Genomic DNA, 24061 nt, shown 5'->3' with positions numbered 1-24061 from the left:
TGGTACATCGGCGCTTATAGGGTTGAGCGTTATCCTCCTGCTGACCTGACAACATTTCCGATCCGGGATCGGAAAAATACTTGCCTTCCGCCTGCGGCAAACCCTAAGCCGTCGCCGTAAAGCCGAGACGGTAGGAATGATATGACCGAAGCTAAGGGGCCGTTGACCGACAGGGCCGAGGCAGGAACCCTTCCCGACGAAGACGTTCATGACAGCGCGAGCAGCCCGAAGCGGCGCAAGCTGGGCCTGATCCTGGGCACGGCCGCCGTGATCGTGCTGATCATCGGGGCGATCTGGTTCATACGCCACCAGACATATGGCAAATATCAGCAGAGCACCGAAGACGCCTATCTGCAGGCCGACAGCGTGACCGTGTCCGCCCGCGTGTCCGGCTATATCAGCGAAGTGCTGGTGCATGAGAATCAGGATGTGAAACCTGGTCAACCGCTGCTGCGGATCGAAGCGCCGGATTATCCGGCTCAGGCGGCACAGGGACAGGCGCAGATCAATCTGGCAGCGGCCAATGCCGAGAATGCGCAAGCGCTGATCGGAGAACAGGAAGCCGCCATCGCGCAAGCCCGCGCCATGCTGGCGGCGGCGCAGACCAAGGCGCGCTTTGCCGCAGCCGAGGTGGCGCGCTACACCCCGCTCGCCGCGAGTGGAGCGGAACCGCGGGAAAAGCTGGCGACGCTTCGCACACAGGCAGCGCAGGCGGCGCAGGATGTCGCGGCACAGCGCGCGACCACGGAGGGCGCGGAACGGCGCATCGCCAGCCTGCAAGCGCAGATCGCCCAGGCGAAGGCGCAGGGCCAAAGCGCGCGCGCCCAGCTTGAGGCGGCGCAGCGCAATGTCCGCGACATGGTGATCCGCGCGAGCATCGCCGGGCGGGTGGGCGACCTTTCCGCGCGGGTAGGGCAGTTCGTACAGCCGGGCCTGCGCCTCATGTCAGTCGTGCCGGTCAAACAGCTGTATCTGGAAGCGAATTTCAAGGAAACGCAGCTCGGCCTGATGCGGCAGGGGCAGCCAGCGGAGATCGAGGTCGACGCTCTGCCGGGCATGACGCTGCATGGCCATGTCGCAAGCCTTGCGCCCGGCACCGGCGCGCAATTCTCGCTGCTGCCGCCGCAGAACGCGACCGGCAACTTCACCAAGATCGTTCAGCGGGTGCCGGTGCGGATCGCGATCGATGCTGATCCGTCGATCAAGAAGCTGTTGCTGCCCGGCATGTCCGTCGGCGTATCTGTGGACACGCGCTCGGCTCGCGAAGAGCTGGAGCGGCTGAAGAACAACCAGCAGGTCCGGCGGGAAGCCGCCAAGTGAACGCAGCCCAGCCTGAGACAGCGCAGCGCGCGAGCGCGGCGGACTGGCTCGCGGTTGCGGCAGGCACGCTGGGCGCGATGATGGCGATGCTCGACATCTCCATCGTCAATTCGGCCTTGCCGATCATCCAGGGCGAAATCGGCGCAAGCGGTACGGAGGGCACGTGGATCGCTACGTCTTTCATCGTTGCCGAAATCGTCATCATCCCCCTGGCAGGCTGGCTGCAAAGATTGCTGGGGCTGCGCAATTTCCTCATCATCGCGACGATCGGCTTTGTCCTCTTTTCGATGATCTGCGGCATGGCGCAGACATTGCCGGTGATGATCGGCGGGCGGATCGGCCAGGGCATCACGGGCGGCGCGCTGATCCCGACAGCGATGACCATCATCGCGACGCGGCTGCCCCGCCACCAGCAACCTGTCGGCAACTCGCTCTTTGGCGCGACCGCCATCCTGGGGCCTATCATGGGGCCGGTGCTGGGCGGCTGGCTGACCGAGAATTGGAGCTGGCACTATGCCTTCTTCCTCAATCTTCCGGTCGGCGTTGCGCTGCTGCTTTTGCTGTTCGTCGCGCTGCCGCATGAGCGGGCGCGGCTGGACCTGATCGGCGAGGCGGACTGGCTGGGCGTGTTCGGCCTGATCCTGGGGCTCGGCGGCCTTACCGTCGTGCTGGAGGAAGGCGAGCGGGAACAGTGGTTCGAATCCTCGACGATCATCTGGCTCACCATCACGGCGGTCGCGGGCTTTGCCATGCTGCTGGCGGGGCAGATGCGTTCGGAGCGGCCAGTGATCCGGCTGCGGCTGCTGCTCGACCGGCAGTTCGGCGCGGTGTTCATCATGGCGATGATGATCGGCATGGTGATCTACGGCACATCCTATGTCATCCCGCAGTTCCTGACGGCGATCGCGCATTATAACGCGCTGCAATCGGGGCAGATCGTCCTGCTTTCCGGGATACCGATGGTGCTGATGATGCCGTTCATGCCATGGGCGATCCGGACCGTGCCGATCCATCTGTCGGTGCTGGTTGGACTGGCCCTGCTGATCCTCAGCACCTATATCGAAACGTCGCTGACATCGGCGTCGACTGGCGCCGACTTCGTCGATTCCCAGCTGATGCGCGGGGTCGGCACCATTTGCGTCATGATGTTCCTGAATCAGGCTGCCATCCGGTCGGTGCCCACGTCGCTGGCCGCCGACGCGTCAGGCCTGTACAACGCAGCGCGCAACCTGGGCGGTTCCTTCGCGCTGGCGGGTATCGCGGTCATGCAGGATCAGCGCTTGTGGCTCCACAGCCGCCGGATGGAGGAAAACCTCGCCGCCAACGGGCTTGGCCTGCAAAATTATGTGGACATGCAGGCGCAGGCGCTTGGCGGGCATGAGGCAGCCTACCGCATGATCGAGCAAGGCATTTATACGCAGGCGCTGACCATGACCTATATCGACCTGTTCTGGATGCTGATCATCGCCATCCTCTGCACCGCGCCGCTCGTCTTCTTCCTTCGCCCATTGCCACAGCATGCCGCACCCGTGGCCGCCCATTGAGATCGCCGATGCGTAACCGATCCGCCATTGCCTTCATCCTCCTGCTGGCCACGGCCTGTACCGCTGGCCCCGACTATCGGGGGCCACAAGAGGCAGCCCCTCCCCCGCCGCCAAACTTCGTCAGAGGCAGTGCGGACAGCACAGCCGTTGACGGTGCCAGCCCATGGTGGACGAGCCTGGGCGATCCGGTTCTCAACCAGTTGATCGACCGCGCGCTGAGCGGCAATCCGCGTCTGGACGCTGCTGCCGCCCGTATCCGGCAGGCGCGCGCCACGCTCCGGCAAAGGCGGGCGGATGAATTGCCGACGATCAACGGATCAGCCATTTATGCAAAGGCGCGTTTGCCGGGGCAGTCCGAGGACGGGGGCGCCACCACATTAGACCTTTACAATCTGGGTTTCGACGCGAGCTGGGAGCTGGATCTCTTCGGCGGCTCCCGCCGCGCGGTCGAGGCTAGCCGGGCTGATGTTGCGGCGAGCGAGGCAAGCCTGGAAGACGCTCGCGTCAGCCTGTCGGCGGAAGTGGCGCAAAGCTATGTCGATCTGCGGGATCGGCAGCAGCGGCTTGCGCTGGGCACGGAGGCTCTGGCCTTGCAGGATGAGGAAATCGCCCTCACCCGGCAGCGGTTCGAGCGCGGGACGATCGCGCGCGGCGACTTGGTGCAACGGGAATCCGACAGGGACGGAGCGCGGGCGAGATTGGCGCCGATGCGGGCGGAAATCGATGCGCTGAAAGACAAGCTGGCGGTGCTGACCGGCGGCGCTCCGGGTTCACTCGACAGCCTGCTGGATGCGCCGATGCCCCTGCCTTTGCCGCCTGCGCAAGTCGCGGTGGGTGATCCGGCTGCGCTGTTGCAGCGTCGCCCCGACATCAGGGCGGCGGAACGCAAGCTGGCGGCCCAGACGGCGCGGATCGGCGTGGCGGACGCGGCGCGCTTTCCGCACATCAGTTTCCTCGGGCTGATCGGCCTCGGCGGGTCATCGCCGGAAGATTTGGTCGACCTGGACAAGTTCACGGTGGCGGCGGTGCCGCGGATCAGCTGGTCTTTCCTCGACTTTGGCAAAGCGCGGGCGCGGATCAATGCGGCGGAGGCGCAGCGGGACGAGGCGGCGGCGGATTACCGGGCGGCCGTGCTGGGAGCGTTGCAGGATGCGGAGGGATCGCTGGCGCGGTTCCAGCGGCAGCGCGAGAGCCTGGCGGATCTAGCGCGGGCGGAGCAACAGGGGAAGGCGGCGGCTGAACTTGCGCGGCAGCGGAGCGAGGCGGGGACGATTTCACGCATCAATTATCTGGAAAGCCGCCGTTCGCTTTTGAACGCTTCGCAGGCGCGGGTCCAGGCGGCGGCGGCGTTGACCAGCAGCTTTATCAGTGTTGAAAAGGCTTTGGGGCTTGGCTGGCAGGGGGTGGCTGCCGCTGAACCTTCTAAATAGTTGCGAATAAGAAATGAAATAGGAGAGTATGGATGAACGCGAATTATGCGCGGGGTTGCCGTCGCCTGGAAGGCAAGGCCGTCGTGGTGGCGGGCGCCTCCACCGGCATTGGCCGGGGCACGGCCTTGCGGCTGGCGGCGGAGGGCGCGACCGTCGCCGTGGCCGCGCCGGCGGGTGAAAAGGCAAAGATCGACAGCCTCGTCGAGGAGATCAACGCGATGGGCAGTCGGGCTGTCGGCTATGCATTCGATGCCACGGATGACGCGTCGGTCGCGGCGTTGATCGACGGCGCGGCGAGCAGCTTTGGCGGCATCGACGCGGTCCATGCCAATTTCGCTGACCTGCGCGTGCTGATGTCGGACAGCGACGCGCTCACCGTGACTGAAGAGGTGATGGAGCGCACGCTGGATGTCAATTTGAAGGGCATGCTGCGCATCACGCGCCATGCCGTGCCAAAGCTTCTTGAGCGCGGGGGCGGCGCGATGATCTACACCTCGTCAGCAGCGGCCATCGCGGCGGAGCCGGTGCGTCCCTGCTATGCTATGGCAAAGGCAGGGATCAACGCGCTGGTGCGTCATGTAGCAAGCGGCTGGGGCCAGCAAGGCATCCGGGCCAATGCGATCATGCCGGGCCTGATCATCACGCCAGAGCTTCGCCAGACGATGCCGACCGATTTCCAGCAGGAGGTGCTGGCAAGGGGCCGGTCTCCGCGTCTAGGCGAAGTGGAGGACATCGCGGCGATGGTGGCGTTGCTTGTGAGCCACGATGGCGAGTGGATCAGCGGACAGTGCATTGCGGTGGATGGGGGATCGACGGTGAATTAGACGTCGGCTACGGTAGATGCCATTCCCCCTCCCGCAGGCGGGAGGGGGTCAGGGGGTGGGTTAGCGCCACCTCGGACTTGTTCTTCAAAGGCTTGCGTCGAAGCTCGCTTCGCTCGCGCCCACCCCTAACCCCTCCCGCCTGCGGGAGGGGAATGTTGGGGGTGATCAGAAGGCGATCTTGGCGTCGATGCCGTAGGAGATCGGCTTGTTGAACGTCGCACCGGCAAAACCCAGGGCACCGAAGTCGATGCCGTAGACCAGACGCTGCTGGTTCAGCAGATTGTCGCCCCAGACGCCTACGTCGAGCTTGCCGCTGCCAAGGTCGATGCCTTCCACAGACAGGCGTGCCTTGACGTTGGTCTGGCTGGGCGAGACGATCTGTTCGTTGAACGGCGCGGTGTTGTCGAGCGCGTTGAAGTAGATCTTCGAACGGTAAGAATAGTCGCCACGCAGACGGACGAGCGTGTCGCCGCCGCCGATCGGGTGCGAATATTCAGCGCCGACATGGACGTTCCACTTTGGCGTGTAGAGCGGCCGTGCCTCGTCAGCGACGTCAAGAACCGTGTTGGTGCCCGGGTCGCGGAAGAGGAAGGTCTTGTAGTTATGCTTCACATAACCGACCGAACCGTCGATCTGGAAACCCTGGAACGGCGCTGCGGTCAATTCCGCTTCGAAGCCCGACAGGCGCACCTTACCCGCGTTGACGATCAACGAGGTGGCGCCGCCGCTGCCCGCGGCGAACTGCTGGACCTGAAGATCATCATAGTCCGTCATGTAACCAGCCAGGTTCAGGCGCAGGCGGTTGTCGAACCACTGCGACTTGATGCCAGCCTCGTAAGAGGTGGCCTTTTCCGGATCGAAGCCGTTGATGGTGCCGCCGCGCGGGTTGATGCCGCCTGAACGATAGCCGGTGGATACGCGGCCATAGAGCATCACGTCATCCATGACCTCATAGGACACCGACGCCAGCCAGGAGAAATTGTCGAAGCTGCGGCGGCCACGCTGCACGGGGAAAACATCGCCCGCGAGATAGATGGTCTTGTCGTCAGCGGTATGGCGGCCACCGAGGGTCACTTCGAGCTTCTCGTCAAGCGAGGCAGGCTTCCAGCTCACCTGACCGAAGAGCGCCATGGATTGCGACGTGCCGCCGAAGGCCTGAACGGGCGTCGCATTGATGCCGACCGTTGCGAGGCCCGGGTTGGCCGCCGCTACTGCGGCACCCGTGCCGACGGGGAAGCCGTAGAAATCAAGGGCAGCAGGCGGCGCCAAAATCGTCAATGCCTGCTGGTTATATTCCGACGATTTTTCGTAGAAATAATACATGCCGAGCAGGTAGTTGAAGTCGCCGACTTTACCGAGCGCCTGGAATTCCTGGCTGAACTGCCACTGCTTCTGCGGTGCATTGTTCCCGGTGTAGGGAACGACATCCTGGATGGAAACCAGCGTAGGCGAGGTGAAGTCTACGACCGGGCCACGCAGTACGCCGTTACCCGACAGGTTCAGGATCGTGTCCTGGAAGAACTTGCGGTATCCGGTGATCGACTTCAGTGTCAGTTCCGGAATGGCGTCATAGTTGATGGTCAGTGCATGACCATGAACGCGGGTCTTGCTGCCGTAACGGAAATCGCCATTGCGGTCGGTGAAGCCCGCCTGCTGGACCGTGCCCTGACGATCCGGGCTGACGAGGAACGGCGCGCCGCCGAAGCTGGGCGACTGCGAATAATAATCCTGCGCCTGTGGCGTCGCCGCGACGATCTGGAAGAAGGCAGGCGTGCCCTTCCGGTTGTCATAGTCGAAGCTGTAGTTGACCGTGACATCGCCGAGGTCCGCCTGCAGGCCGATGGCGAGCGAGTCCGCGTTGAGCGAGCCGGGGTCCTGCCGGGCGGGCGTCAGGATATTGTCCACGTAGCCGTCACCTTCACGATGCTGGTAGGCGATAGACGCCTTCAGCACGTCACCGAGGATATAGCCGGTGTCGAGGCGCGCGCGCGCGTACCATTCGTTGAAGCGGCCGTAGCCAGCCTTGGCCGTGACGGCCATGTCATTGGCGGGCTTCTTGGTGATCAGCTGCAGCGCGCCGCCGATGGTGTTGCGGCCGAACAGCGTGCCCTGCGGACCGCGCAGAACTTCGATGCGCTCAAGGTCGATAAGGTCGAACACGGCACCAGCCGCGCGAGCGAGGTAGACGCCGTCGAGATAGACGCCAACGCCCTGTTCCGACACGGCGGAAGGCTCGTTGTTGCCGATGCCGCGAATGTAGATGGTCGCGGCCGAAAGGCTGGACGGCTGCTGTTCGATCGTGATGTTCGGCGCGAAGTTCGGCACGTCCGTCGGATCGGAGATATTCTGCCGTTCGATGAAGTCGCCGCTGAGCGCGGTCACAGCTACGGGAACGTCCTGCAGCGTTTCAGCGGAACGGCGCGCGGTCACGACAATGTCGCCCAGGCTCGTCGAAGGCTCTTGCGCGGCGGAAGACTGTTCCTGCGCGTTTGCGGATACGGAAAAAGGAACGAGAATTGCGGTGACGCCCGCAAGCAATATGGATTTCATATATCCTCCCAAACACAGTTGTTCTTCGTCAACAGTGCGGCATTTATCGTTGTCGGCGCGCTTTACACCGGAAAAAGCGCCTGTTGAGCCCGAACATGAAGAAACATGTCCGATGCGGTTCCGTTAGTCGCAATTATCGCTTACATCAACCCGCTAGTTGCAATCTGCGTAACATATAACGTTTATGTCTACGCTGTTGCATAATCCCAACAGTGAGTGGATGCTCAGGAAGGCGCGCCCAGCAGGCGTGATGCTGGGGTTTCCGCGTGGCGGACGAGCAGCTTCTGGACGAGAAGACCCTGCGGAATGCTGGGGTCCTGCGATCCGGGCAGCCACAGCACTGCCTTCGCAGGGAAAGCCCTTTCGGTCCAATTGGTTGTGAAGTCGATGGATACGCCTGCTATGTCCTTGGCGAGGCTGCGCGCCCAATCAGTGACTGCGGAGCGCAAGTCGACATGTTCGGCACTGTCCTGAACCAGCACGGCTGTGCGCAGGCCGTCAGTCGCAGCGCGCGGTCCGGAGGACAGGATTACTTCCTCCACGCCAGCGGGGGCGATCACGGATCGGTCCATGAAACGTTCTTCGTCGGCGGTCATGATTTCGCCCACTGGCCCCGCCATCAGCGCCGCGGCGGCTTCTATATCGTCGGACCAGAATTCGCTGATGGTGTCCCAGCCGAAGGCCTGCGTCCCGATGACATGGTTGCGCGCGTAGGCCGAAAAGGGGAAGTAGCCGATCGCCAGAGGAACATGATGATCCTCATAATAAAGCTGGAAATCTTCACGGGTGCTGCCGGGTTTGTGCGCCAGGGCGCAGATGGATTTGGTCATGCTGCTGCACTCTTTCCAGATAGGGTGGCGACAATCTGCTCTGCCGCCGCGTAGGGATCAAGCTGCCGCGTTTCGACGCGGTGCATGATGGCGTCGCCGCTTATGCTGACGGCGCGGTCGGCAAGAGCGTCGCGCACCAGCGAAAGAACTTGTTCGCGGGCGCGCAGGCGGCTGCGGCTTATGAAGTCGCCATGGTCGTCCAACCAGGCGCGGTGAGCGGCGATGGCGTCGACGATGGCGTCAGCGCCCTCCCCTTTCGCGGCGACGGCGCGCAGCAGGGGCACGTCCCAGCGCTGGTCCGTGACGGTTTGCGCGCGCAGGTGCAGCATCAATTCCATCTGCCGGTGGGTCGCGTCATAGCCGTCCCGGTCGGCTTTATTGACGACGAAGATGTCGCCAGCCTCCATGAGGCCCGCCTTCACCGCCTGAATCTCGTCACCAAGGCCCGGCACGGCGACGATGACGGTCGTGTGAGCGAGGTTAACGACGTCGATCTCATCCTGGCCCACGCCCACGGTTTCCACGAGGATGATGTCATAGCCCATAGCGTCGAAGACGAGGCAGGCGTCATGCGTGGAGCGGGACAGGCCGCCCGCCTGCCCGCGCGTGCCGAGCGAGCGGATGAAGACGCCCCGATCAAGCGCGTGGCGGCTCATGCGGACGCGGTCGCCCAGAATCGCGCCCCCGGTAAAGGGGCTGGAGGGATCGACGGCGATAACGGCGACGCGCTGGCCACGCTTGCGCCATTCAGTGACGAGCGTATCGGTGAGGGTGGACTTGCCAGCGCCGGGCGGCCCGGTGACGCCCACCACCTGCGCTCGGCCTGTTTGCGGATAGACGGCAGCAAGCAGCTCCGGCCCGCGCGGGTCGCGATCATCCAGCCAGCGGATGGCGCGCGCTCCGGCAGCTACTTCCCCAGCAAGGAGGCGGTTCGCGACATCCGCCGCGCGCTGCATCATCAGGCGGCATCCTCCGCCAGCCGCTGCGCCCACCAGTTTTCGAGATAGGCGACGATGTCGCGCGTGTCCGAACCCATGGTGAAGATGCGATCGACGCCCGCCTGTTCGAGGATCGGCTTGTCCTCTTCGGGGATAACGCCGCCCGCGACGAGCAGCTTGTCACCCGCGCCCGCTTCGCGGAGCAGGCGGGCGAGCTTGGGCAGGCTGCGGGTGTGACCGGCGGACAGGGTGGAGATGCCGACGACGTCCACATCCTCCTGTACCGCGGCGGCGCAGACCATTTCGGGGGTTTGCTTAAGGCCGGTGAAGATCACCTCCATCCCCGCTTCGCGCAGGGCGTGGCCGATGACGGTGACGCCGACGGTGTGCGTGTCCATGCCGAGCTTGGCGAGCAGGACGCGCAAGGGGCGCTTGAATGTGGTCATGCTGGTCAGATTCCCATCAACTGGCTGTCGGCGCTGTGCACGCCGAAGACGTCGCGCATCGCGTTGCAGATTTCGCCATGCGTGGCGTAGAGCTTCACCGCCTCCAGGCAGGGCGGGACCATGTTCGCGCCGGTGCGGGCGGCTTCGCGTACCTTTTCCAGCGCGGCATCGACCGCGGGCTGGTCGCGGCGGGCGCGCAGATCGCGAACCTTGCGGATCTGCTCCTCCTCCATCGCTTCGTCGAGGCGGAAGATTTCGATCTCGCGCGCCTCATCCTCGCGGGTGAGGTGGTTTACGCCGACCCATTTGCGGCGGCCCTCCTCAATATCCTTGTTGCGCTCATATTGTTCGCGGCCGAGCGCGCGCTGGATATAGCCCGTCTCTATGGCTTTCAGCGCGCCGCCCATGGCGAAGATCTTGTCCATCTCCGCGAAGGCGGCGTCTTCCATCTGCTTGGTCAGGGTTTCGACATAATAGGAGCCCGCCAGTGGATCGATCGTCTCGGCGACGCCGGTTTCATGGGCGACGATATGCTGGATCGCAGCGCCGACGCGGATGGCGTTTTCGGCCGGCAGGGCGTGGGCTTCGTCATAGAGCGGCGTCGTCATTGCCTCCCCTGCCCCGCCGAGCGCGCAGGCGGTCGCCATGATGCCGAGGCGGGCGATGTTGTTCAGCGGCTGCTGAAGGGTGAGCGCGATGGTGGTGGGCGACGTCATCATGCGAATCTTGAGCGCTTCGGGCTTGGATGCGCCGTAACGCTCCTTCATCAGCCGCGCCCAGCATTTGCGGAAGGCGCGCAGCTTGCAGACGCCCTCGAAGAAATCCATGTCCACATTGACGACGAAGTGATTGATGTAGGGCGCGACGGTGTCGATATCGAGCCCGCGTTCCAGCACCGCGTCGATATAGGCGCAGGCGATGGCGAGCGAATAGGCGATCTCCTGCACCGGGTTCGCCTTGGCAGGCTGAAGCTGGGCGGAGATGATCGAGATCGGCGCCCAATTGGGATGGTTGCGGATGATATATTCGATGCAATCCGTCGCGATGCGCAATCCATGTTCGGGCGGATATATGTAGCGGCCGACGCAGGTATATTCGATCAGGATGCCGTTCACGATGTGGAGGACGAACTCCTTGGGGTCCACGCCCTTCTTTTCCAGCGCGGCGATGATCATGGCGAGGTTGACAGGCTGCGGCGCGTTGCAGACGCTCATCAGATATTTGAGCTTGTCGAAGGGAAGGTCGAAGGCCTTTTCCAGATCTTCCAGGCTATCGAGCGCCATCCCTGCCCGGCCGACTTCGCCCTCCACGATGGGATCGTCGCTGTCATAGCCATTGGTGGTCGCAAGGTCATATTCGAGGATCAGGCCGGAGAGGCCCTGGTCCAGCATGTAGCGGGCGCGCTTCGCCCAATCCTCGCCCTTGCCGAAGCCGGTGACCTGGGTCATCGTCCAGAAATCGGTGCGGTGGCCGTTGGGGCGGGTCGAACGAGTGTAGGGGTATTCGCCGGGGAAACCGAGATCTGCGCTGTAATCGAAGCCGACCGCGTCGAGATCTGCGGGCGTGTAGAGCGGTTTGATCGGCCATTTGAGCGCCTGCGTCACAAAAGGGTCGCGGCGCTCGGGGCGGTCGCCCATGGCGGGGCCGCGCGTTTCCTGCTGCCAGCGCGCTTCTTCCTGAGCGATCGGGTCTGTGGCAGGCGTGATGGGTCCGGTCGGGCGATTCATGGGGGCACTCTCCTTGGCCGTAATGCTATGCGGCGGCCGAGGGCGCGCTCAAGCTTCGCCGGAGTGAGTGCGCATGATTGTCACATGATCTCGTAATATATCGCGCGATGTGATAAGCGGCGCCCATGGATGCGATTTCGATCCGGCTGGCGCGGGAGAGCGCCGACATCGTGCGGCGGTCGGTCCGGCTGGATGGCGCGGTGGTCGAAATTTGCGCCTACCCCGAAGTGCGGGAAGAGACGGTGCAGATGGTCGAGGCGCAGTCAGTCCTGATGCTTGGGCTGTCACGACTGCTGACCGGGTCGGAGGGGCGGAAGGCGGGTGATCCGCGCCGTCCCTTCGCGCGCATGGGCGCGCTGGCCCTGCGCCCGGCTGGCGTGCCGATGGAATTTCATGTGGCGCAAGGCGCGTTCGACACCATCCGCATCCGCTTTGAGGATGAGCGGATCGCCCTGGCGCTGACGGGGATCAGTTTCGACGACGCGACGCTCAGCGCCTGTTTCGACATGCATTCGCCGCCGATCGAGGAAGCTATGCTGCGGCTGGCGGCGGAGGTGGAGAATCCGGGCGAGGACAGCGCCGATGTCGGTGAGGCTTTGGTGCGGTTGATCCTGCTGGACCTGCGGCGGTTCCTGACCCAGGCGGCGGAGCGCGCGGGGCGGCGGCGGGGTGGACTGTCCGCGCGGGCGCTGCGCATTGCGCTGGCGATGATTGACGCGCCTGGTGATGCACCCTCGATCGACGCCATGGCGGAGCGGTGTGGGATCAGCCGGGATCATTTCATCCGCTGTTTCCATCATAGCACGGGGATCAGCCCAGGCGCGGCGATCCGGCGGCGGCGTATCGACCGGGCCAAGGCGATGCTGACCGAGGATCAGGGGTCGATCGAAGAGATTGCGCGGGCGTTGGGCTATGCTGGGGCTCCATCCTTTACGGCGGCATTCCGGCGCGAGACGGGGCGGCCGCCGGGTGCCTGGCGGGCGTTGATGCGATAGGGATGGCGGCGAACATGGACGATATCGATTTCACCGCCACGGTCATCGCATCCTGCACTGTGTCGGGCGGGCGGTTCGAGCTGGTGGAATGGCATTGGCCCGACATGGTGAGTTTCGAGCAGACGCAGCAGCAGCTGATGCTGGAAATGTCGCTGCCCCCGATGGCGGCCGACGCATCGGCCTATTTCCCGGATATCGACCCGGAACGGCGCTGCTTCATGGGCGCGTTGTTCGTCCGCCATCCGGGCGTGGCGATCGGCGGGCGATCGGAGGGCAGGCAAATCCGCGTGATCCGATGCCTTTTCGACGAGCAGCATGGGGCGGCGATCATTGGCACAGGCGCGCCTTCGCTGCCATTTCTGCAAGGGCTGCTAAATATTCGGAACGACGCGCTGCGCAGTTTGATGCGGCTGGCCCATCGTGAATTGATCAATCCGCTCGATCGGTCGAGCGAGGCCATGGAGGCGCTGTTCCAGCTGGTGCGGGTGGAGCTGGGCCGCGTGTTCCATCAGGCCGCGGGCGCGGCGACGGCCAGCCGCCTGGCCCCTTGGCAATTTCGCCGTATTCGCGAGCGGATAGAGGCAGGCGCGCCTATGCCCGGCGTATCTGAACTGGCTGCCCTGTGCGGGATCAGCACGCGACATCTGCATCGGCAGTTCCTGGCGCTTACCGGCAAGACCATTTCAGACTATATCGAAACCTACCGCATCGAGCAGTCGAAGCTGCTGCTGGCGCGCGGCGATGTGCCGATGAAGCAGGTGGCGGAGCAAGCGGGATTTTCGCACGGCAACAGCTTTGCCCGGGCTTTTCGCCGGGCAACGGGTTTGTCGCCGCGCGAATATCGACAGCGGTCGGCGGCTTTGATGGAGTGAGGGCGCGGAAGGCTTCTCGCGAAACCCTCCGCACTCCTCGTCACCAGCGCAGTTTGAGCGAGGTGAAGCCCATGACCGGGCCGCCGAAGACGGACTCCGCGTCCTGATCGGGGTCCAGTTCGAATTCGGGGATTTGCCGCAGCCATTCCTGTAGCGAGATCATGATCTCCCGCTTGGCGAGGTGCGACCCGATGCAACGGTGCGGGCCGAGGCCGAAGGTGACGTGATTGTTGACCTTGCGATCGAGGTCGATCGTCTGTGGGTCGCTGAACGTGCGCGGGTCGCGGTTCGCCACTGTGTTGGGCAGGACCACGCGATCATTGCGGCGGAAATGCACGCCCTTGAACTCGCAATCATGGGTGACGCGGCGATAGATGTTGGAGACCGCGTTGATGCGCATCAATTCCTCGATGGCGAGGAGGAATGCGGACGGATCGTCCAGCCGGTCGCGGAACTTCTGCCGCGCGTCGGCCGATGTCGCGAGGTAGCGCCAGACATAGGTCATGGTGTTCGTGACAGTATCCAGCCCCGCGACGAAGAGCAGGAAGCCGCAATTGATGATGTCGGTCCAGGGGAAGGGATTGCCATCCGCGGCGCGCGATTGCACCACGGTGGAGGCTATGTCGGTGCCGGGATTGCGCTCCTTCTCGCGGAACAATTCCTCCAGCACGTCATAGATTTCGAGCAGGTTTGCGGCGCGTACCTCCGGGTCGGTGCTGCGGAAGAAGGTGTCGGAGATGCGCAGGAATTCGGGCAGGCGCTCTTCAGGCAGGCCGAAGAGTTCGAGGAACGTGCCGGTCGGGAACTTCGCGGCATAGTCGTGCACGAAGTCGCACCCGCCGTTCCCGGCGAAACCGGAGATCAGGCGTTCGGCGCGGCTTTGCAATCCGTCGGTCATCCGGCGAACGGCAAGCGGCGTGAACATGGGCGCGAGCAATTTGCGGAACACGTCATGCTGTGGCGGATCGACGCCGTTGGGCTGAAGAACCGGATAGGGTTCGAGCGGGGGAATCTGCGCCTTGTGCGTCGAGAAAATCTCGTGATTGCGATAGGCTTCGGCAATGTCGGCGTAGCGCAGGAACACCCAATGGCCGCCATTGCGCGGCGTGTAGAAAATGGGCGGCGCACCTTTTTGGATAAGGCCGTGCCAGATCTGCACCGGATCGGACACGTCCGCAGGCATGTCGAAAAAGTCGAAATCCAGGATCAGGTCTTCAGGCACATGGGTAGGCGCGGCGGGATAATAGGTGACGGTCATGCCGCGGCTCCCTTCGCGATGCGGAGAGCCCCTTCCGGGCAATTGCGCACGGCGAGCCGCACCTTTTCCTCAAGCTCCGGGGGGAATTCGGGCTGTTCTATGACGACCTTTCCCTCGATCGCGTCAGTTGAAAACACCTCCGGGCACAGGTCTTCGCATCGGGCGTGCCCCTGACATTGGGCAAGATTGGCAACCACTCTCATCGGGCCAGACTCTTCTGATCATGTGTTGCCGCCTTTTACCAAAGCGGTGATCGGGGGCCTATTGTCGCGACGGAGCAAAATGCGTCATAAGGAGCAGATCAGGACATTGGCGCTGGCTGCCGGTCAGAAGATGCCAAACGCTTTCAGGCGGTCGAGCATTTGCGTTTCACCGGTCGCGGTCGGGTTGGCCGGTTCGAACTCAAGTTCGATCATGCCGCGATAGCCATGATCCTCTATCGCCTTCAGGATGGCGGGCCAATCCAGTTCGCCCAGGCCGGGATCGACGCGATTAGGTATGTCGGCGAACTGGACAAGGCCGGTCTGCTGCGCGCAGGCGGCGAAGGATGAGGGCACATCATGGCCCATCATTGCGATATGGCCGGTGTCGAACAGCAGGCGGACCGACGGCATGGCGACGGCGCGGACCATCTCCACGGCGTCCTCCAGCTGATCGAGCAGAAGGCCGGGGATGCGGCTGGCGGCGATGGGTTCGACGAATAGGGTCAATCCGCTGCGGGCGGCCTGTTCGGCGTAGCGCTTCAGATTTTCCGTCATCGCACGGAGTTGCACGTCACGCGGGCGCTGATCGTCCAGGCCAGCCACGCAAACGACGCTGCCGCCGTTGAAGCGGGCGGCAATCTCGACACTCAGTTCCACGCTGCTGCGCAGATGTTCGAGGCCTGCTTCATCCTCGGCGCTCCAGACCGGCTGGTTCCAATATTTAAGGTCGCTGAAGCTGGAGAGGACAAGACCGCGGCTCGCCATCCGATCGGCCATCGCGACTTGCTCAGCCTCTGGCCGCAGCATCAGGAACAGGTCCTGCACGCCGCGAAAGCCATGATCGACAAGCACGTCGATCTGGTCGAGCGGGCTGGTGGACCGGGCGAGATGCGCGAGCATCGGCTGGTCGGGCGAGCTAAGGCCCAGATGACCGCCGATGGGCCAGCGGGCGGTCATTGCGTCACCGATCGAGCGAAGTCCAGCAACGCCTTGTTGAAGGCGGCGGGTTGTTCCTGCTGCACGAAATGGCCTGCTTCGGGGATGGCGATGATGTCGCGCAGGCCGGGGACGCGCTTGCGTAACCGCGCTTCCCAATCGGTGAAGAAGCCGAAGGACGGGTCCTTTTCGCCATAGAGGAACAGGGTGGGCGTTTCGACATCATGGTCGGCCCACTTTTTGCCGATGCGCCAGTTCACGTCGGCGGTGCGATAGCTGTTGAGGCCGCCGATGAAACGCAGCATCGGGTCGGCATCGACATATTCGCTGACGAAGCGGTCGAACTCTGCTTGGGAAAGCCAGGGCCAGGGGAGCGGAGGGGCGGGGGGCAGGACGTCTAGATAGCCGCTGCCGACTGATGAGACCGTTTTCCAACTCCACAGGTCGCCCTTTGAGGAAAGGGCGTAGAAGAGGCGGGCGAGGAATTCAGGCGCGCGGTCGGCCAGTTCGCGCTCGGCGGGGCCGACCTCCATGAAATAGTGGAAGTGGACGAAATGCTCGGCGGCCATGACGGCGAAGCGTTCGCTGGGGAGCCGGTCGGGGGAGGATGCTTCCGGTCGCGCGGGCTCGTCGGGGGAAAGGCGCGGCGCGCTGCCGAGCATGGCGCGTCCGGCCATGTCATAATCATAGGGGATGGTGGCGATGAGGCCCGCCACGCGATCCGGCGCGCGAATGGCGAGGTTCCAGGCATATTGCGCGCCGAAATCCTGGCCGACAATGACCGCCTTGTCCGCTTCATAATGATCGAGCAGGGCGATGAGGTAGGCCTGCATCCGGTCGGCATCATAGGCGGCGGGATCGGTGGGACGGTCGCTGCCGCCATAGCCGAGGCTGTCGATGGCGACGGCGCGGAAGCCTGCCGCTGCGAGCGGCTCCATCTGGTGCCGCCATGACCAGGCGAGGCCGGGAAATCCGTGGATCATGAGGACGAGCGGCCCCTCCCCCTGCTCCACAGCGCGGAGCCGGTAGTCGCCTGCGTTGATAAGTTTTTCTGTCATAAATGGGCATCCTCTTCCCCGCGGGCGATGCGCCAGGCGAGGCCTGCTATTTCTCCGGCACGCGCGCCGTGGATGGCGGCGGCTTCGCTTGATGCATTGCCGCTGATCGCGCGGTGATAGACGCCCTGGCGGATGGCGGCGTTGCGGAACATGGCGAAGGCAAGGGCGTAGCGCCAATGGCTGGGGTCGATGGGGCCTGCGCCGCTAAGCTGTGCATAGCCTTGCAGATAATCCGCTTCGGACGGGATGCCGAGCGTGGGCAAGTCTGCGTCGGACAGGCCGCGATAGCCTTCCTTGGGCACGCGCCAGGCCATGAGATGCTGGGCGAGGTCAGCGAGGGGATGGCCGAGCGTGGAGAGTTCCCAGTCGAGGACCGCGATGATGCGGGGCTCTGTGGGCGCGAAGATCATATTGTCGTTGCGATAGTCGCCATGGACGATGCGGCTGGCTTCGAGGCCGGGATCGTGGGTGGGGAGCCAGTCAATCAGCTGCTCCATCGCGTCGAGCCGCTGGGTTTGCGTGGCGCGATATTGTTTGGTCCAGCGGGCGACCTGACGGGCGAAATAATTGCCGGGCCTGCCATAGTCGGCGAGGCCGACCTGTGCCGGGTCAATCGCATGCAGCGCGGCAAGGACGCGGTTCATTTCGTCATAGATGGGAGCGCGGTCGGCGGGCGCAAGATCGGGGAGGCGCGCGTCCCAGAAATTGCGGCCCTGCGCATAGGCCATGATGAAGAAGGGCGTGCCGACTATGCCCGCGTCCTCACACAGGGCGAGGGGGCGGGCGACGGGGACGGCGCTGTCCTTCAGCGCATCGGTGACGCGATATTCGCGCTCGATCGCGTGGGCGGAGGGGAGCAGCACGCCATCGGGCTTGCGGCGCAGGACGAAGCGGGGCCGCCCGTCCACCGACAGCAAATAGGTGGGGTTGGACTGGCCGCCCGCGAATTTCTCTGCGCTGATTTCCCCGTCCGCGCCCGGCACATGGGCCTGAAGCCATGGGCCGAGGCGGTTGGTGTCGAGCGTGCGGACGTCAGTCATATTTGGCGAGTTCGAGGCGGCCGAGCTGGTGACGGTGCACCTCGTCGGGGCCATCGGCGAAGCGGATCTTGCGGGCGTGGGCATAGTAGCTGGCAAGGAAGAAATCCTGGCTGATGCCCGCCGCGCCATGCGCCTGCATCGCCCAGTCAATAACCTGGCAGGCCATGTTGGGCGCTGCGACCTTGATCATCGCGATGTCCGCCTTCGCCACCTTGTTGCCGACCGTGTCCATGCGGTGCGCGGCATGGAGGGTGAGCAGCCGCGCCTGATCGATCATGATGCGGCTGTTGGCGATGCGTTCGATGATGACCCCCTGTTCGGCGAGCGGCTTGCCAAAGGCGACGCGGCTCTTCACCCGGCGGCACATGGCTTCGAGCGCGCGTTCGGCCATGCCGATCATGCGCATGCAGTGATGGATACGGCCGGGGCCAAGGCGGGCTTGTGCGATTTCGAAGCCGCGGCCCTCGCCCAGCAGCATGTTGGAGGCAGGCACGCGGACATTTTCGAACAGGATTTCCATGTGGCCGTGCGGCGCGTCGTCATAGCCGAGCACGGTCATGGGCCGCAGCACGGTGATGCCGGGTGTGTCGCGGGGGACCAGGATCATCGACTGCTGCTTGTGCTTGGGCGCAGTCGGATCGGTCTTGCCCATGAAGATCATGAGCGCGCAGTCCGCCTCGCCCATGCCCGAAATCCACCATTTGCGGCCGTTGATGACATAGTCATCGCCGTCGCGCACGATTGAGCTTTCGATATTGGTGGCGTCGGACGAAGCCACCTGCGGCTCCGTCATGGCGAAGGCGGAGCGCATTTCGCCCGCCAGCATGGGTTTCAGCCAGCGTTCCTTATGCTCGTCCGTGCCGAAGCGTTCGAGCGTTTCCATGTTGCCGGTGTCGGGCGCGGCGCAGTTGAAGACGGCGGGGCACCAGTGAACGCGGCCCATTTCCTCGCAGAGCGGCGCATATTCGAGGTTAGTGAGCCCCGCGCCATGGGTGCTTTCGGGGAGGAACAGGTTCCAGAGACCCGCGTCCTTCGCCAGCGGCTTGAGGTCATCGATGAGCGTGACATGCGCCCAGCGGTCGCCGGTAGCGACCTCCTCATAGTAACGCTTCTCATTGGGATAGATGTGCGCGTCCATGAAAGCGCGCAGGCGGGCGAGCAGGTCGGCGGTCTTCGCATTGGGTTCGTAGCTCATGCGTAGAAGCCCCTGCCCTCACGTGCATATTGCTCAAGAAGCGGCGCGGGCGTCCAATAGGCGTCGCCCTGTTCGGCGCGGAATTTCTCGATGGTGGCAAGCACCTTATCGAGGCCGATCTGATCGGCCCAATGCATGGGGCCGCCGGTGTAGCTGGGCCAGCCGAGGCCGTTCACCAGCGCCACGTCGATCTCATGCGGGCGCGGCACGATGCCTTCGCTGAGCAGCTTCGCGCCTTCATTCACCATCGCGTAGAGCAGGCGTTCGCGGATTTCATCCTCGCCGATTTCGCGCAGGGTGAGTCCGTGGCGCTCAGCATGGGCGGCGATCATTTCGTCGGTCTGGGGATTGGGGCTCGCCTTGCGGTTCTCGTCATAGCTGTACCAGCCGGAGCCGGTCTTTTGCCCCAGCCGTCCCGCGGCGACCATCTGCTCGGGGAAGTCGGCGCGCAATTCGCGTTCCGTCGCGCTGGCGGCGCGGGCCTTGCGGGCGGCGGCCTGCACGTCAAGCCCTGCGAGGTCGCCAAGCGCGAACGGCCCCATGGGGAAGCCGTAGGACAGCAGCACCTTGTCGATCGCGGCGGGCTTTGCGCCCTCCTCCACTAAGAAGAAGCCCTCGCGGGAGCGCTTGGAGAGCATGCGGTTGACGATGAAGCCATCGCAGACGCCCGACAGGACCGGCAGCTTGCCGATGCGTTTGCCCAGCGCCATGATCGTCGCGACGACTTCAGGATCGGTCTTTGCGGCGCGGACATTTTCCAGCAGGCGCATGACATGGGCGGGATTGAAGAAGTGCATGCCGCACACGTCTTCGGGGCGTCCGGATGCCGCCGCCAGCGTGTCGATGTTGAGGAAGCTGGTGTTGGAGGCGAGGATGGTTCCAGCGGGCGTAACCTCGCCGAGCTTGGCGAAGACGGCCTTTTTGATGTCCAGATCCTCGGTCACTGCCTCGATCACCAATTGCGTCGGCGACAGGTCGCGGGGATCGTCGCTAGTGGTGATGAGCGCGAGGCGCTTGTCCATCGTCTCCTGCGACATGCTGCCCTTCGCGACGGAGGACGACCACATCTTGGTGATGGCCTTCATCGCGGCATCGATATTGGCCTGATCGAGGCCCACGGCGATGACGGGGATTCCGACGCTGACGACCGCCATGACGATGCCGCGTCCCATGACGCCAAGGCCGATGACGCCGACGCGCTCGATGTTGCGGGTCAGGGTGTCGGGCGCGAGGCCGGGGATGCGCGCGACTTCGCGTTCGGCGGCGAACAGGTGGCGCAGCGCCTTTGACTGCGACCCGTTCATGCATTCGCGAAAGATCGCGAGTTCCTTTTTCACCGCCTCGTCGAAGGGCAGTTCATAGCCGAGGCGCATGGCTTCCAACGCGCGCAGGGGCGCGGTTTGGCCGCGCATCTTCTTGGCGACGGTTTTGCGCGCTTCTTCGAACAGCGTCGGATCATCGGCGGGCATGGGCAGGGTGGAGGAGCTGCGCGGCCCCTTCCCTTCCGCCACCAGCTTTTCCGCGAAGTTGCGTGCTTCGGTCGCAAGGTCGCCGCCCGTCGCGACGGCGTCGATAAGGTTGGACTTCAGCGCCTCGTCCGTGCCGATCTGATTGCCTTCCGTCACCAGCTTGATTGCGGTGGCGAGGCCAGCGAGACGTGGCGTGCGCTGGGTGCCGCCGCCACCGGGCATGAGGCCGAGCTTCACTTCAGGAAAGCCGAATTTCGTGCCCGGCGCGGCGATGCGATAGTGGCAGGCGAGAGCGACTTCGAGGCCGCCTCCCAGCACCGTGCCATGGACGGCGGCGATGATCGGCTTGGTCGAATGGTCCATCATTTCCATGACCAGCGGCAGGCCGGGATCAGCCATGGGCTTGCCGAATTCCTTGATATCCGCGCCAGCGATGAAGGTCTTGCCTTCGCAACGGATGACAAGCGCCTGGAGGGCGGGATCGGATTCCAGCTGGCGAATGGCTTCGGAAAGCCCCTGCCGCACGCTGGCGGAGGTGGCGTTGACCGGCGGATTATCGATCACCGCTTCGGCGATCGCGCCATGGATGTGGAAGCTGACTGTTTCGGACATGAAGGATTTCCTGTTCAGGACGCAGGCTGGAGGGTCAGGAGCACCTTGCCCTTCACCTTGCGCTTTTCGAGATGCTGGAGCGCGGCCACTGCGTCAGGCAGGGCGAAGCGCGTGTCGATGACGGGTTTGAGCGAGCCGTCCGCCAGCCAGGCGAGCAGCTGGCGCATGTTTTCGCCCTGCGCGACCGGATCGGCGCGGACGCTGTTGCCCCAGAGGACGCCGACCGCTGACGCGCTTTTGAGCAGCAAAAGGTTGGCGGGGATGGAGGGGATGTCGCCACCGGCAAAACCGATGACGAGCAGACGGCCGCCCCAAGCGAGGCTTTTCACCGCCGTCAGGTTCATGGGGCCGCCGACAGGATCATAGACGACATCGACGCCCTTTCCTTCGGTCAGCTGCTTGATGCGTTCGCGCAGATCCTCCTGCGCATAATCGATCAGTTCGTCTGCCCCCTGAGCCTTGGCGAGCGCGAGCTTTTCCGCGCTGGACGCAGCAGCGATCACGCGCGCGCCCATATGCTTGCCAAGTTCCACGGCAGTAAGGCCAACGCCACCGCCCGCGCCCAACACGAGCAGCGTTTCGCCGGGCTTCAACTGCGCGCGGTCCTTCAGCGCATGATAGGAGGTGCCATAAGTAATGGAGATGCCCGCCGCGACCTCCAGATCGACGCCGTCGGGCACCGGCCAGACCTGCGTCGCGGGCACGCGCACTTGCTCGGCAAAAGCGCCGCTGCCGGTGAAGGCGATGACGCGGTCCCCGACAGTGAATCCCTTTACGTCAGGTCCAACGGCGGCGATGCGCCCCGCTGCTTCACTGCCGGGAACGAACGGCAGGGCTGGCTTTGTCTGATATTTGCCCTGCACGATCAGCACGTCGGGATAATTCACCCCGGCGGCTGCCACGTCGATCACCACTTCCCCCGGCCCTGCTTGAGGCTCGGGGAAATCGCCATGGTGCAACTCTTCGACCGGCGCGAATGCGCTGCAGATCATGGCTTTCACATCACTCTCCTTGAACACACCTACCGGGGATGCATGACCTGATTAGGCCTTTGGAGGCGATGCTACCATTTCGTATTTCCGACGTATGACATCAGAAAAACTGATGGATAGGCAGCGCAAGAAGCTATTTTCCTGATCCGCCAATTTGCTTGCCCCATTGCCGGGCGAATTCGTGAAAGGCGCGGCAGGCCTGGGGCTGCTGGGTGTCGCGGCGGCTGACCAGGCTTACGATGCGGGTGAAGTGCAGTTCCGGCACGGCCAGTTCGACCAGCTCGCCGCGCGCCAGTTCATCCGCGACGGTCAGGCTGGACAGGCAGGCGAGCACGGCTCCGTCGCGCACGATGCGCTTGATCGCCTCCACGCTCTCGCCTTCGAACACGATGTTGAGCGAGTTCATGGATTTGAGCGTTTCGACCGTGAAGGAGATGCGCTCGCTCGACAGGGTCTTTTCCAGCGCCCATGGCTGGTCGCCGAGGTCCGCGAGCGGCACCGCCTCACGTCCGGCGAGGGGATGGTCCGGCGCGGCGCACACAACCAGCCGATCGCGCAGCCATGGCTCGGCCTCCAGATAGCTGCTGTTGACCGGGGCCCCGACGAAGCCGACGTCCAGCGCCATGTTGCGTACGCCCTCCATCACCTCATGGGACGGCATGATGCGCATTTCCACCCGGACGCCGGGGTGCAGGCGCATGAAAGCGGCGCACAGGCCGGGCAGCACATAGTCGCCGACGGGAACCGCCGCCCCTATGCGCAGCCGCCCGCGCACTTCTTCAGGCAGGGAAAGGGATTCAAGGTCCGCGACCTGCACCAATATGCCGCGCGCCATTTCCAGGATCGGGCGGCCCCGGTCGGTCAGCAGCATGCGACGGCCCGACCGGGCGAACAGTTGCACGCCCAGATGGGTTTCCAAGTCCTTGAGCGACATGCTCGCGGCCGAGGGGCTGAGCCCGATCTCGTCAGCCGCGCCCGCCACGCTGCCGGTGCGGGCGACGGCTTCGAATACCGCGATCTGGCGTAATGTTATCCTCACTTGCCGGTGGCGGCGATCAGCTGATCTCGCCCCGGTGCATGGCTTCGGCACGGGCTTTCAAAGCCTTGGCCGTGTCGTTGAAGGCGCGCGTCACCCAGGGTCCGCAGAAGCGCATGACGTGGATGCCGTTGGGGCCGGTAAAGGCGTCAGTCGATTGATAGCGGCACTTTTCGGGCCCAAGTTCCTCGATGATCTGATCGCGGCGAGCGGGATAGGGCCATGCTTCATTGTCGGGCAGCTCCCAGGACAGAAGACGGCCGGGTTCGAAGGCGCAGACATATTCGCAGTTAGGCGCGAGCGAACCGGGATTGGCGTAGTTGTTGAGCCGCATATAGACCGGCGCACCCATTTCCAGCGTCGATTCCGCCCAGACGCAGAAGGGGTTCCATTCGCCATAGCGGGGCATGTCGGTCAGGATTTTCCAAACGACCATCGCAGGCGCGTCGATTTCGACGGGGTCGGACGCGACCAGCGTTTCGGGATCATAGACTTTGAACGGATCGAAACGATCAGCGGTCAGGGTTTGCGTGGACATCCTCTTCTCCTCGATAAGGGCGAACCGGCAGGCGTGCCGCCTCTGTTTGGCAACGCGAATATCGCAGGTTCCGCTACGTGTCGCGCTTGTTTGCGTAGACAATAACAGGCAGCTTCTGCCGGTCAATGGCGGCGCGCGGGGTAAATCCGGCTTGACCTGCGTATCATATTGACCAATTCAGCGCGCAACACGTCATCCGCGATCCAGCCTGCTCCGGTACTTCTGCCGAGTCCCGGCGCCTTAGCATC

At 64.0% G+C, this 24061-nt stretch carries 21 protein-coding genes; 6 read left to right on the top strand and 15 right to left on the bottom strand.

The features are described from left to right. The first annotated feature begins 141 nt into the window (after nt 1-141). Genes ACYU8T_RS16765 through ACYU8T_RS16750 form a run of 4 tightly spaced genes read left to right on the top strand, consistent with a single transcriptional unit; the run spans nt 142 to nt 5118 of the window. The gene (locus ACYU8T_RS16765; RefSeq protein WP_461160378.1) at nt 142-1320 is read left to right on the top strand and encodes an HlyD family secretion protein; all 1179 of its coding nucleotides are present in this window, start codon (nt 142-144) and stop codon (nt 1318-1320) included. Then, nucleotides 1317-2864, top strand: a complete 1548-nt coding sequence (locus ACYU8T_RS16760; protein WP_247230110.1) for an MDR family MFS transporter — start codon at nt 1317-1319, stop codon at nt 2862-2864. The genes ACYU8T_RS16765 and ACYU8T_RS16760 overlap by 4 nt, the downstream gene beginning before the upstream one ends. 8 nt (nt 2865-2872) lie before the next feature. After that, nucleotides 2873-4294 (top strand): efflux transporter outer membrane subunit, encoded by a 1422-nt coding sequence (locus ACYU8T_RS16755; RefSeq protein WP_461160377.1) that lies wholly within the window; start codon nt 2873-2875, stop codon nt 4292-4294. A gap of 32 nt (nt 4295-4326) precedes the next feature. After that, nucleotides 4327-5118, top strand: a complete 792-nt coding sequence (locus ACYU8T_RS16750; protein WP_461160376.1) for an SDR family NAD(P)-dependent oxidoreductase — start codon at nt 4327-4329, stop codon at nt 5116-5118. A gap of 165 nt (nt 5119-5283) precedes the next feature. On the opposite strand, the gene ACYU8T_RS16745 is transcribed toward ACYU8T_RS16750, so the two are convergent. The 5 genes from ACYU8T_RS16745 to ACYU8T_RS16725 all read right to left on the bottom strand — a co-directional run bounded on the left by ACYU8T_RS16745 (nt 5284) and on the right by ACYU8T_RS16725 (nt 11609). Then, nucleotides 5284-7668 carry a TonB-dependent receptor gene (locus ACYU8T_RS16745; protein WP_461160375.1) on the bottom strand — a complete coding sequence of 795 codons (2385 nt, stop codon included), beginning with the start codon at nt 7666-7668 and terminating at the stop codon, nt 5284-5286. 224 nt (nt 7669-7892) lie between these two features. Beyond that, complete coding sequence (locus ACYU8T_RS16740; protein ID WP_461160374.1) at nt 7893-8498, bottom strand: EthD domain-containing protein; 606 nt, start codon at nt 8496-8498, stop codon at nt 7893-7895. Further along, nucleotides 8495-9457, bottom strand: coding sequence for a methylmalonyl Co-A mutase-associated GTPase MeaB (gene meaB / locus ACYU8T_RS16735; RefSeq protein ID WP_461160373.1), 963 nt, complete (start codon nt 9455-9457; stop codon nt 8495-8497). The genes ACYU8T_RS16740 and meaB overlap by 4 nt, the downstream gene beginning before the upstream one ends. Further along, nucleotides 9457-9882 (bottom strand): cobalamin B12-binding domain-containing protein, encoded by a 426-nt coding sequence (locus ACYU8T_RS16730; RefSeq protein WP_461160372.1) that lies wholly within the window; start codon nt 9880-9882, stop codon nt 9457-9459. The genes meaB and ACYU8T_RS16730 overlap by 1 nt, the downstream gene beginning before the upstream one ends. A gap of 5 nt (nt 9883-9887) precedes the next feature. After that, nucleotides 9888-11609, bottom strand: a complete 1722-nt coding sequence (locus ACYU8T_RS16725; RefSeq protein ID WP_461160371.1) for a methylmalonyl-CoA mutase family protein — start codon at nt 11607-11609, stop codon at nt 9888-9890. A 125-nt stretch (nt 11610-11734) separates the two neighbouring features. On the opposite strand from ACYU8T_RS16725, the gene ACYU8T_RS16720 reads away from it, so the two are divergent. Together ACYU8T_RS16720 and ACYU8T_RS16715 are read left to right on the top strand one after the other, a co-directional pair. Further along, nucleotides 11735-12604, top strand: a complete 870-nt coding sequence (locus tag ACYU8T_RS16720; protein WP_461160370.1) for a helix-turn-helix domain-containing protein — start codon at nt 11735-11737, stop codon at nt 12602-12604. Nucleotides 12605-12618: 14 nt separating this feature from the next. Continuing rightward, on the top strand, nt 12619-13476 hold the full coding sequence (locus ACYU8T_RS16715) for a helix-turn-helix transcriptional regulator (RefSeq protein ID WP_097093298.1): 858 nt from the start codon (nt 12619-12621) through the stop codon (nt 13474-13476). 40 nt (nt 13477-13516) lie between these two features. Here ACYU8T_RS16715 and ACYU8T_RS16710 read toward each other — a convergent pair whose 3' ends face one another. The 10 genes from ACYU8T_RS16710 to ACYU8T_RS16665 form a co-directional block, all read right to left on the bottom strand. Next, nucleotides 13517-14734, bottom strand: a complete 1218-nt coding sequence (locus ACYU8T_RS16710) for a cytochrome P450 (RefSeq protein WP_461160369.1) — start codon at nt 14732-14734, stop codon at nt 13517-13519. Then, nucleotides 14731-14937 (bottom strand): ferredoxin, encoded by a 207-nt coding sequence (locus ACYU8T_RS16705; RefSeq protein WP_461160368.1) that lies wholly within the window; start codon nt 14935-14937, stop codon nt 14731-14733. The genes ACYU8T_RS16710 and ACYU8T_RS16705 overlap by 4 nt, the downstream gene beginning before the upstream one ends. 123 nt (nt 14938-15060) lie before the next feature. Continuing rightward, entirely contained in the window at nt 15061-15894 is an 834-nt protein-coding gene (locus ACYU8T_RS16700) for a TIM barrel protein (protein ID WP_461160367.1), read from the bottom strand. After that, the gene (locus ACYU8T_RS16695) at nt 15891-16931 is read right to left on the bottom strand and encodes an alpha/beta fold hydrolase (protein WP_461160366.1); all 1041 of its coding nucleotides are present in this window, start codon (nt 16929-16931) and stop codon (nt 15891-15893) included. The genes ACYU8T_RS16700 and ACYU8T_RS16695 overlap by 4 nt, the downstream gene beginning before the upstream one ends. Continuing rightward, nucleotides 16928-17971 (bottom strand): phosphotransferase family protein, encoded by a 1044-nt coding sequence (locus ACYU8T_RS16690; protein ID WP_461160365.1) that lies wholly within the window; start codon nt 17969-17971, stop codon nt 16928-16930. The genes ACYU8T_RS16695 and ACYU8T_RS16690 overlap by 4 nt, the downstream gene beginning before the upstream one ends. Further along, nucleotides 17964-19166, bottom strand: a complete 1203-nt coding sequence (locus ACYU8T_RS16685) for an acyl-CoA dehydrogenase family protein (RefSeq protein WP_097092960.1) — start codon at nt 19164-19166, stop codon at nt 17964-17966. The genes ACYU8T_RS16690 and ACYU8T_RS16685 overlap by 8 nt, the downstream gene beginning before the upstream one ends. After that, nucleotides 19163-21247, bottom strand: coding sequence for a 3-hydroxyacyl-CoA dehydrogenase NAD-binding domain-containing protein (locus tag ACYU8T_RS16680; RefSeq protein ID WP_461160364.1), 2085 nt, complete (start codon nt 21245-21247; stop codon nt 19163-19165). The genes ACYU8T_RS16685 and ACYU8T_RS16680 overlap by 4 nt, the downstream gene beginning before the upstream one ends. Before the next feature lie 14 nt (nt 21248-21261). Beyond that, nucleotides 21262-22239 carry an NADPH:quinone oxidoreductase family protein gene (locus ACYU8T_RS16675; protein ID WP_461160406.1) on the bottom strand — a complete coding sequence of 326 codons (978 nt, stop codon included), beginning with the start codon at nt 22237-22239 and terminating at the stop codon, nt 21262-21264. Between the two features lie 133 nt (nt 22240-22372). Beyond that, on the bottom strand, nt 22373-23278 hold the full coding sequence (locus ACYU8T_RS16670; protein ID WP_461160363.1) for a LysR substrate-binding domain-containing protein: 906 nt from the start codon (nt 23276-23278) through the stop codon (nt 22373-22375). A gap of 16 nt (nt 23279-23294) precedes the next feature. Beyond that, the gene (locus tag ACYU8T_RS16665; protein ID WP_097092963.1) at nt 23295-23813 is read right to left on the bottom strand and encodes an SRPBCC domain-containing protein; all 519 of its coding nucleotides are present in this window, start codon (nt 23811-23813) and stop codon (nt 23295-23297) included. Nucleotides 23814-24061: the final 248 nt, after the last annotated feature.

It is taken from the genome of Sphingobium sp. TomMM35A, assembly GCF_054771735.1.
Note: the sequence above shows the minus strand (reverse complement) of the source record. Positions and strands in the feature narration are given on the sequence as shown.

Coding starts and splice junctions, on each gene's coding strand:
- ACYU8T_RS16765 (WP_461160378.1), top strand. CDS start 142: ATGACCGAAGCTAAGGGGCCGTTGACCGACAGGGCCGAGGCAGGAACC.
- ACYU8T_RS16755 (WP_461160377.1), top strand. CDS start 2,873: ATGCGTAACCGATCCGCCATTGCCTTCATCCTCCTGCTGGCCACGGCC.
- ACYU8T_RS16750 (WP_461160376.1), top strand. CDS start 4,327: ATGAACGCGAATTATGCGCGGGGTTGCCGTCGCCTGGAAGGCAAGGCC.
- ACYU8T_RS16745 (WP_461160375.1), bottom strand. CDS start 7,668: ATGAAATCCATATTGCTTGCGGGCGTCACCGCAATTCTCGTTCCTTTT.
- ACYU8T_RS16740 (WP_461160374.1), bottom strand. CDS start 8,498: ATGACCAAATCCATCTGCGCCCTGGCGCACAAACCCGGCAGCACCCGT.
- meaB (WP_461160373.1), bottom strand. CDS start 9,457: ATGATGCAGCGCGCGGCGGATGTCGCGAACCGCCTCCTTGCTGGGGAA.
- ACYU8T_RS16730 (WP_461160372.1), bottom strand. CDS start 9,882: ATGACCACATTCAAGCGCCCCTTGCGCGTCCTGCTCGCCAAGCTCGGC.
- ACYU8T_RS16725 (WP_461160371.1), bottom strand. CDS start 11,609: ATGAATCGCCCGACCGGACCCATCACGCCTGCCACAGACCCGATCGCT.
- ACYU8T_RS16720 (WP_461160370.1), top strand. CDS start 11,735: ATGGATGCGATTTCGATCCGGCTGGCGCGGGAGAGCGCCGACATCGTG.
- ACYU8T_RS16715 (WP_097093298.1), top strand. CDS start 12,619: ATGGACGATATCGATTTCACCGCCACGGTCATCGCATCCTGCACTGTG.
- ACYU8T_RS16710 (WP_461160369.1), bottom strand. CDS start 14,734: ATGACCGTCACCTATTATCCCGCCGCGCCTACCCATGTGCCTGAAGAC.
- ACYU8T_RS16705 (WP_461160368.1), bottom strand. CDS start 14,937: ATGAGAGTGGTTGCCAATCTTGCCCAATGTCAGGGGCACGCCCGATGC.
- ACYU8T_RS16700 (WP_461160367.1), bottom strand. CDS start 15,894: ATGACCGCCCGCTGGCCCATCGGCGGTCATCTGGGCCTTAGCTCGCCC.
- ACYU8T_RS16695 (WP_461160366.1), bottom strand. CDS start 16,931: ATGACAGAAAAACTTATCAACGCAGGCGACTACCGGCTCCGCGCTGTG.
- ACYU8T_RS16690 (WP_461160365.1), bottom strand. CDS start 17,971: ATGACTGACGTCCGCACGCTCGACACCAACCGCCTCGGCCCATGGCTT.
- ACYU8T_RS16685 (WP_097092960.1), bottom strand. CDS start 19,166: ATGAGCTACGAACCCAATGCGAAGACCGCCGACCTGCTCGCCCGCCTG.
- ACYU8T_RS16680 (WP_461160364.1), bottom strand. CDS start 21,247: ATGTCCGAAACAGTCAGCTTCCACATCCATGGCGCGATCGCCGAAGCG.
- ACYU8T_RS16675 (WP_461160406.1), bottom strand. CDS start 22,239: ATGATCTGCAGCGCATTCGCGCCGGTCGAAGAGTTGCACCATGGCGAT.
- ACYU8T_RS16665 (WP_097092963.1), bottom strand. CDS start 23,813: ATGTCCACGCAAACCCTGACCGCTGATCGTTTCGATCCGTTCAAAGTC.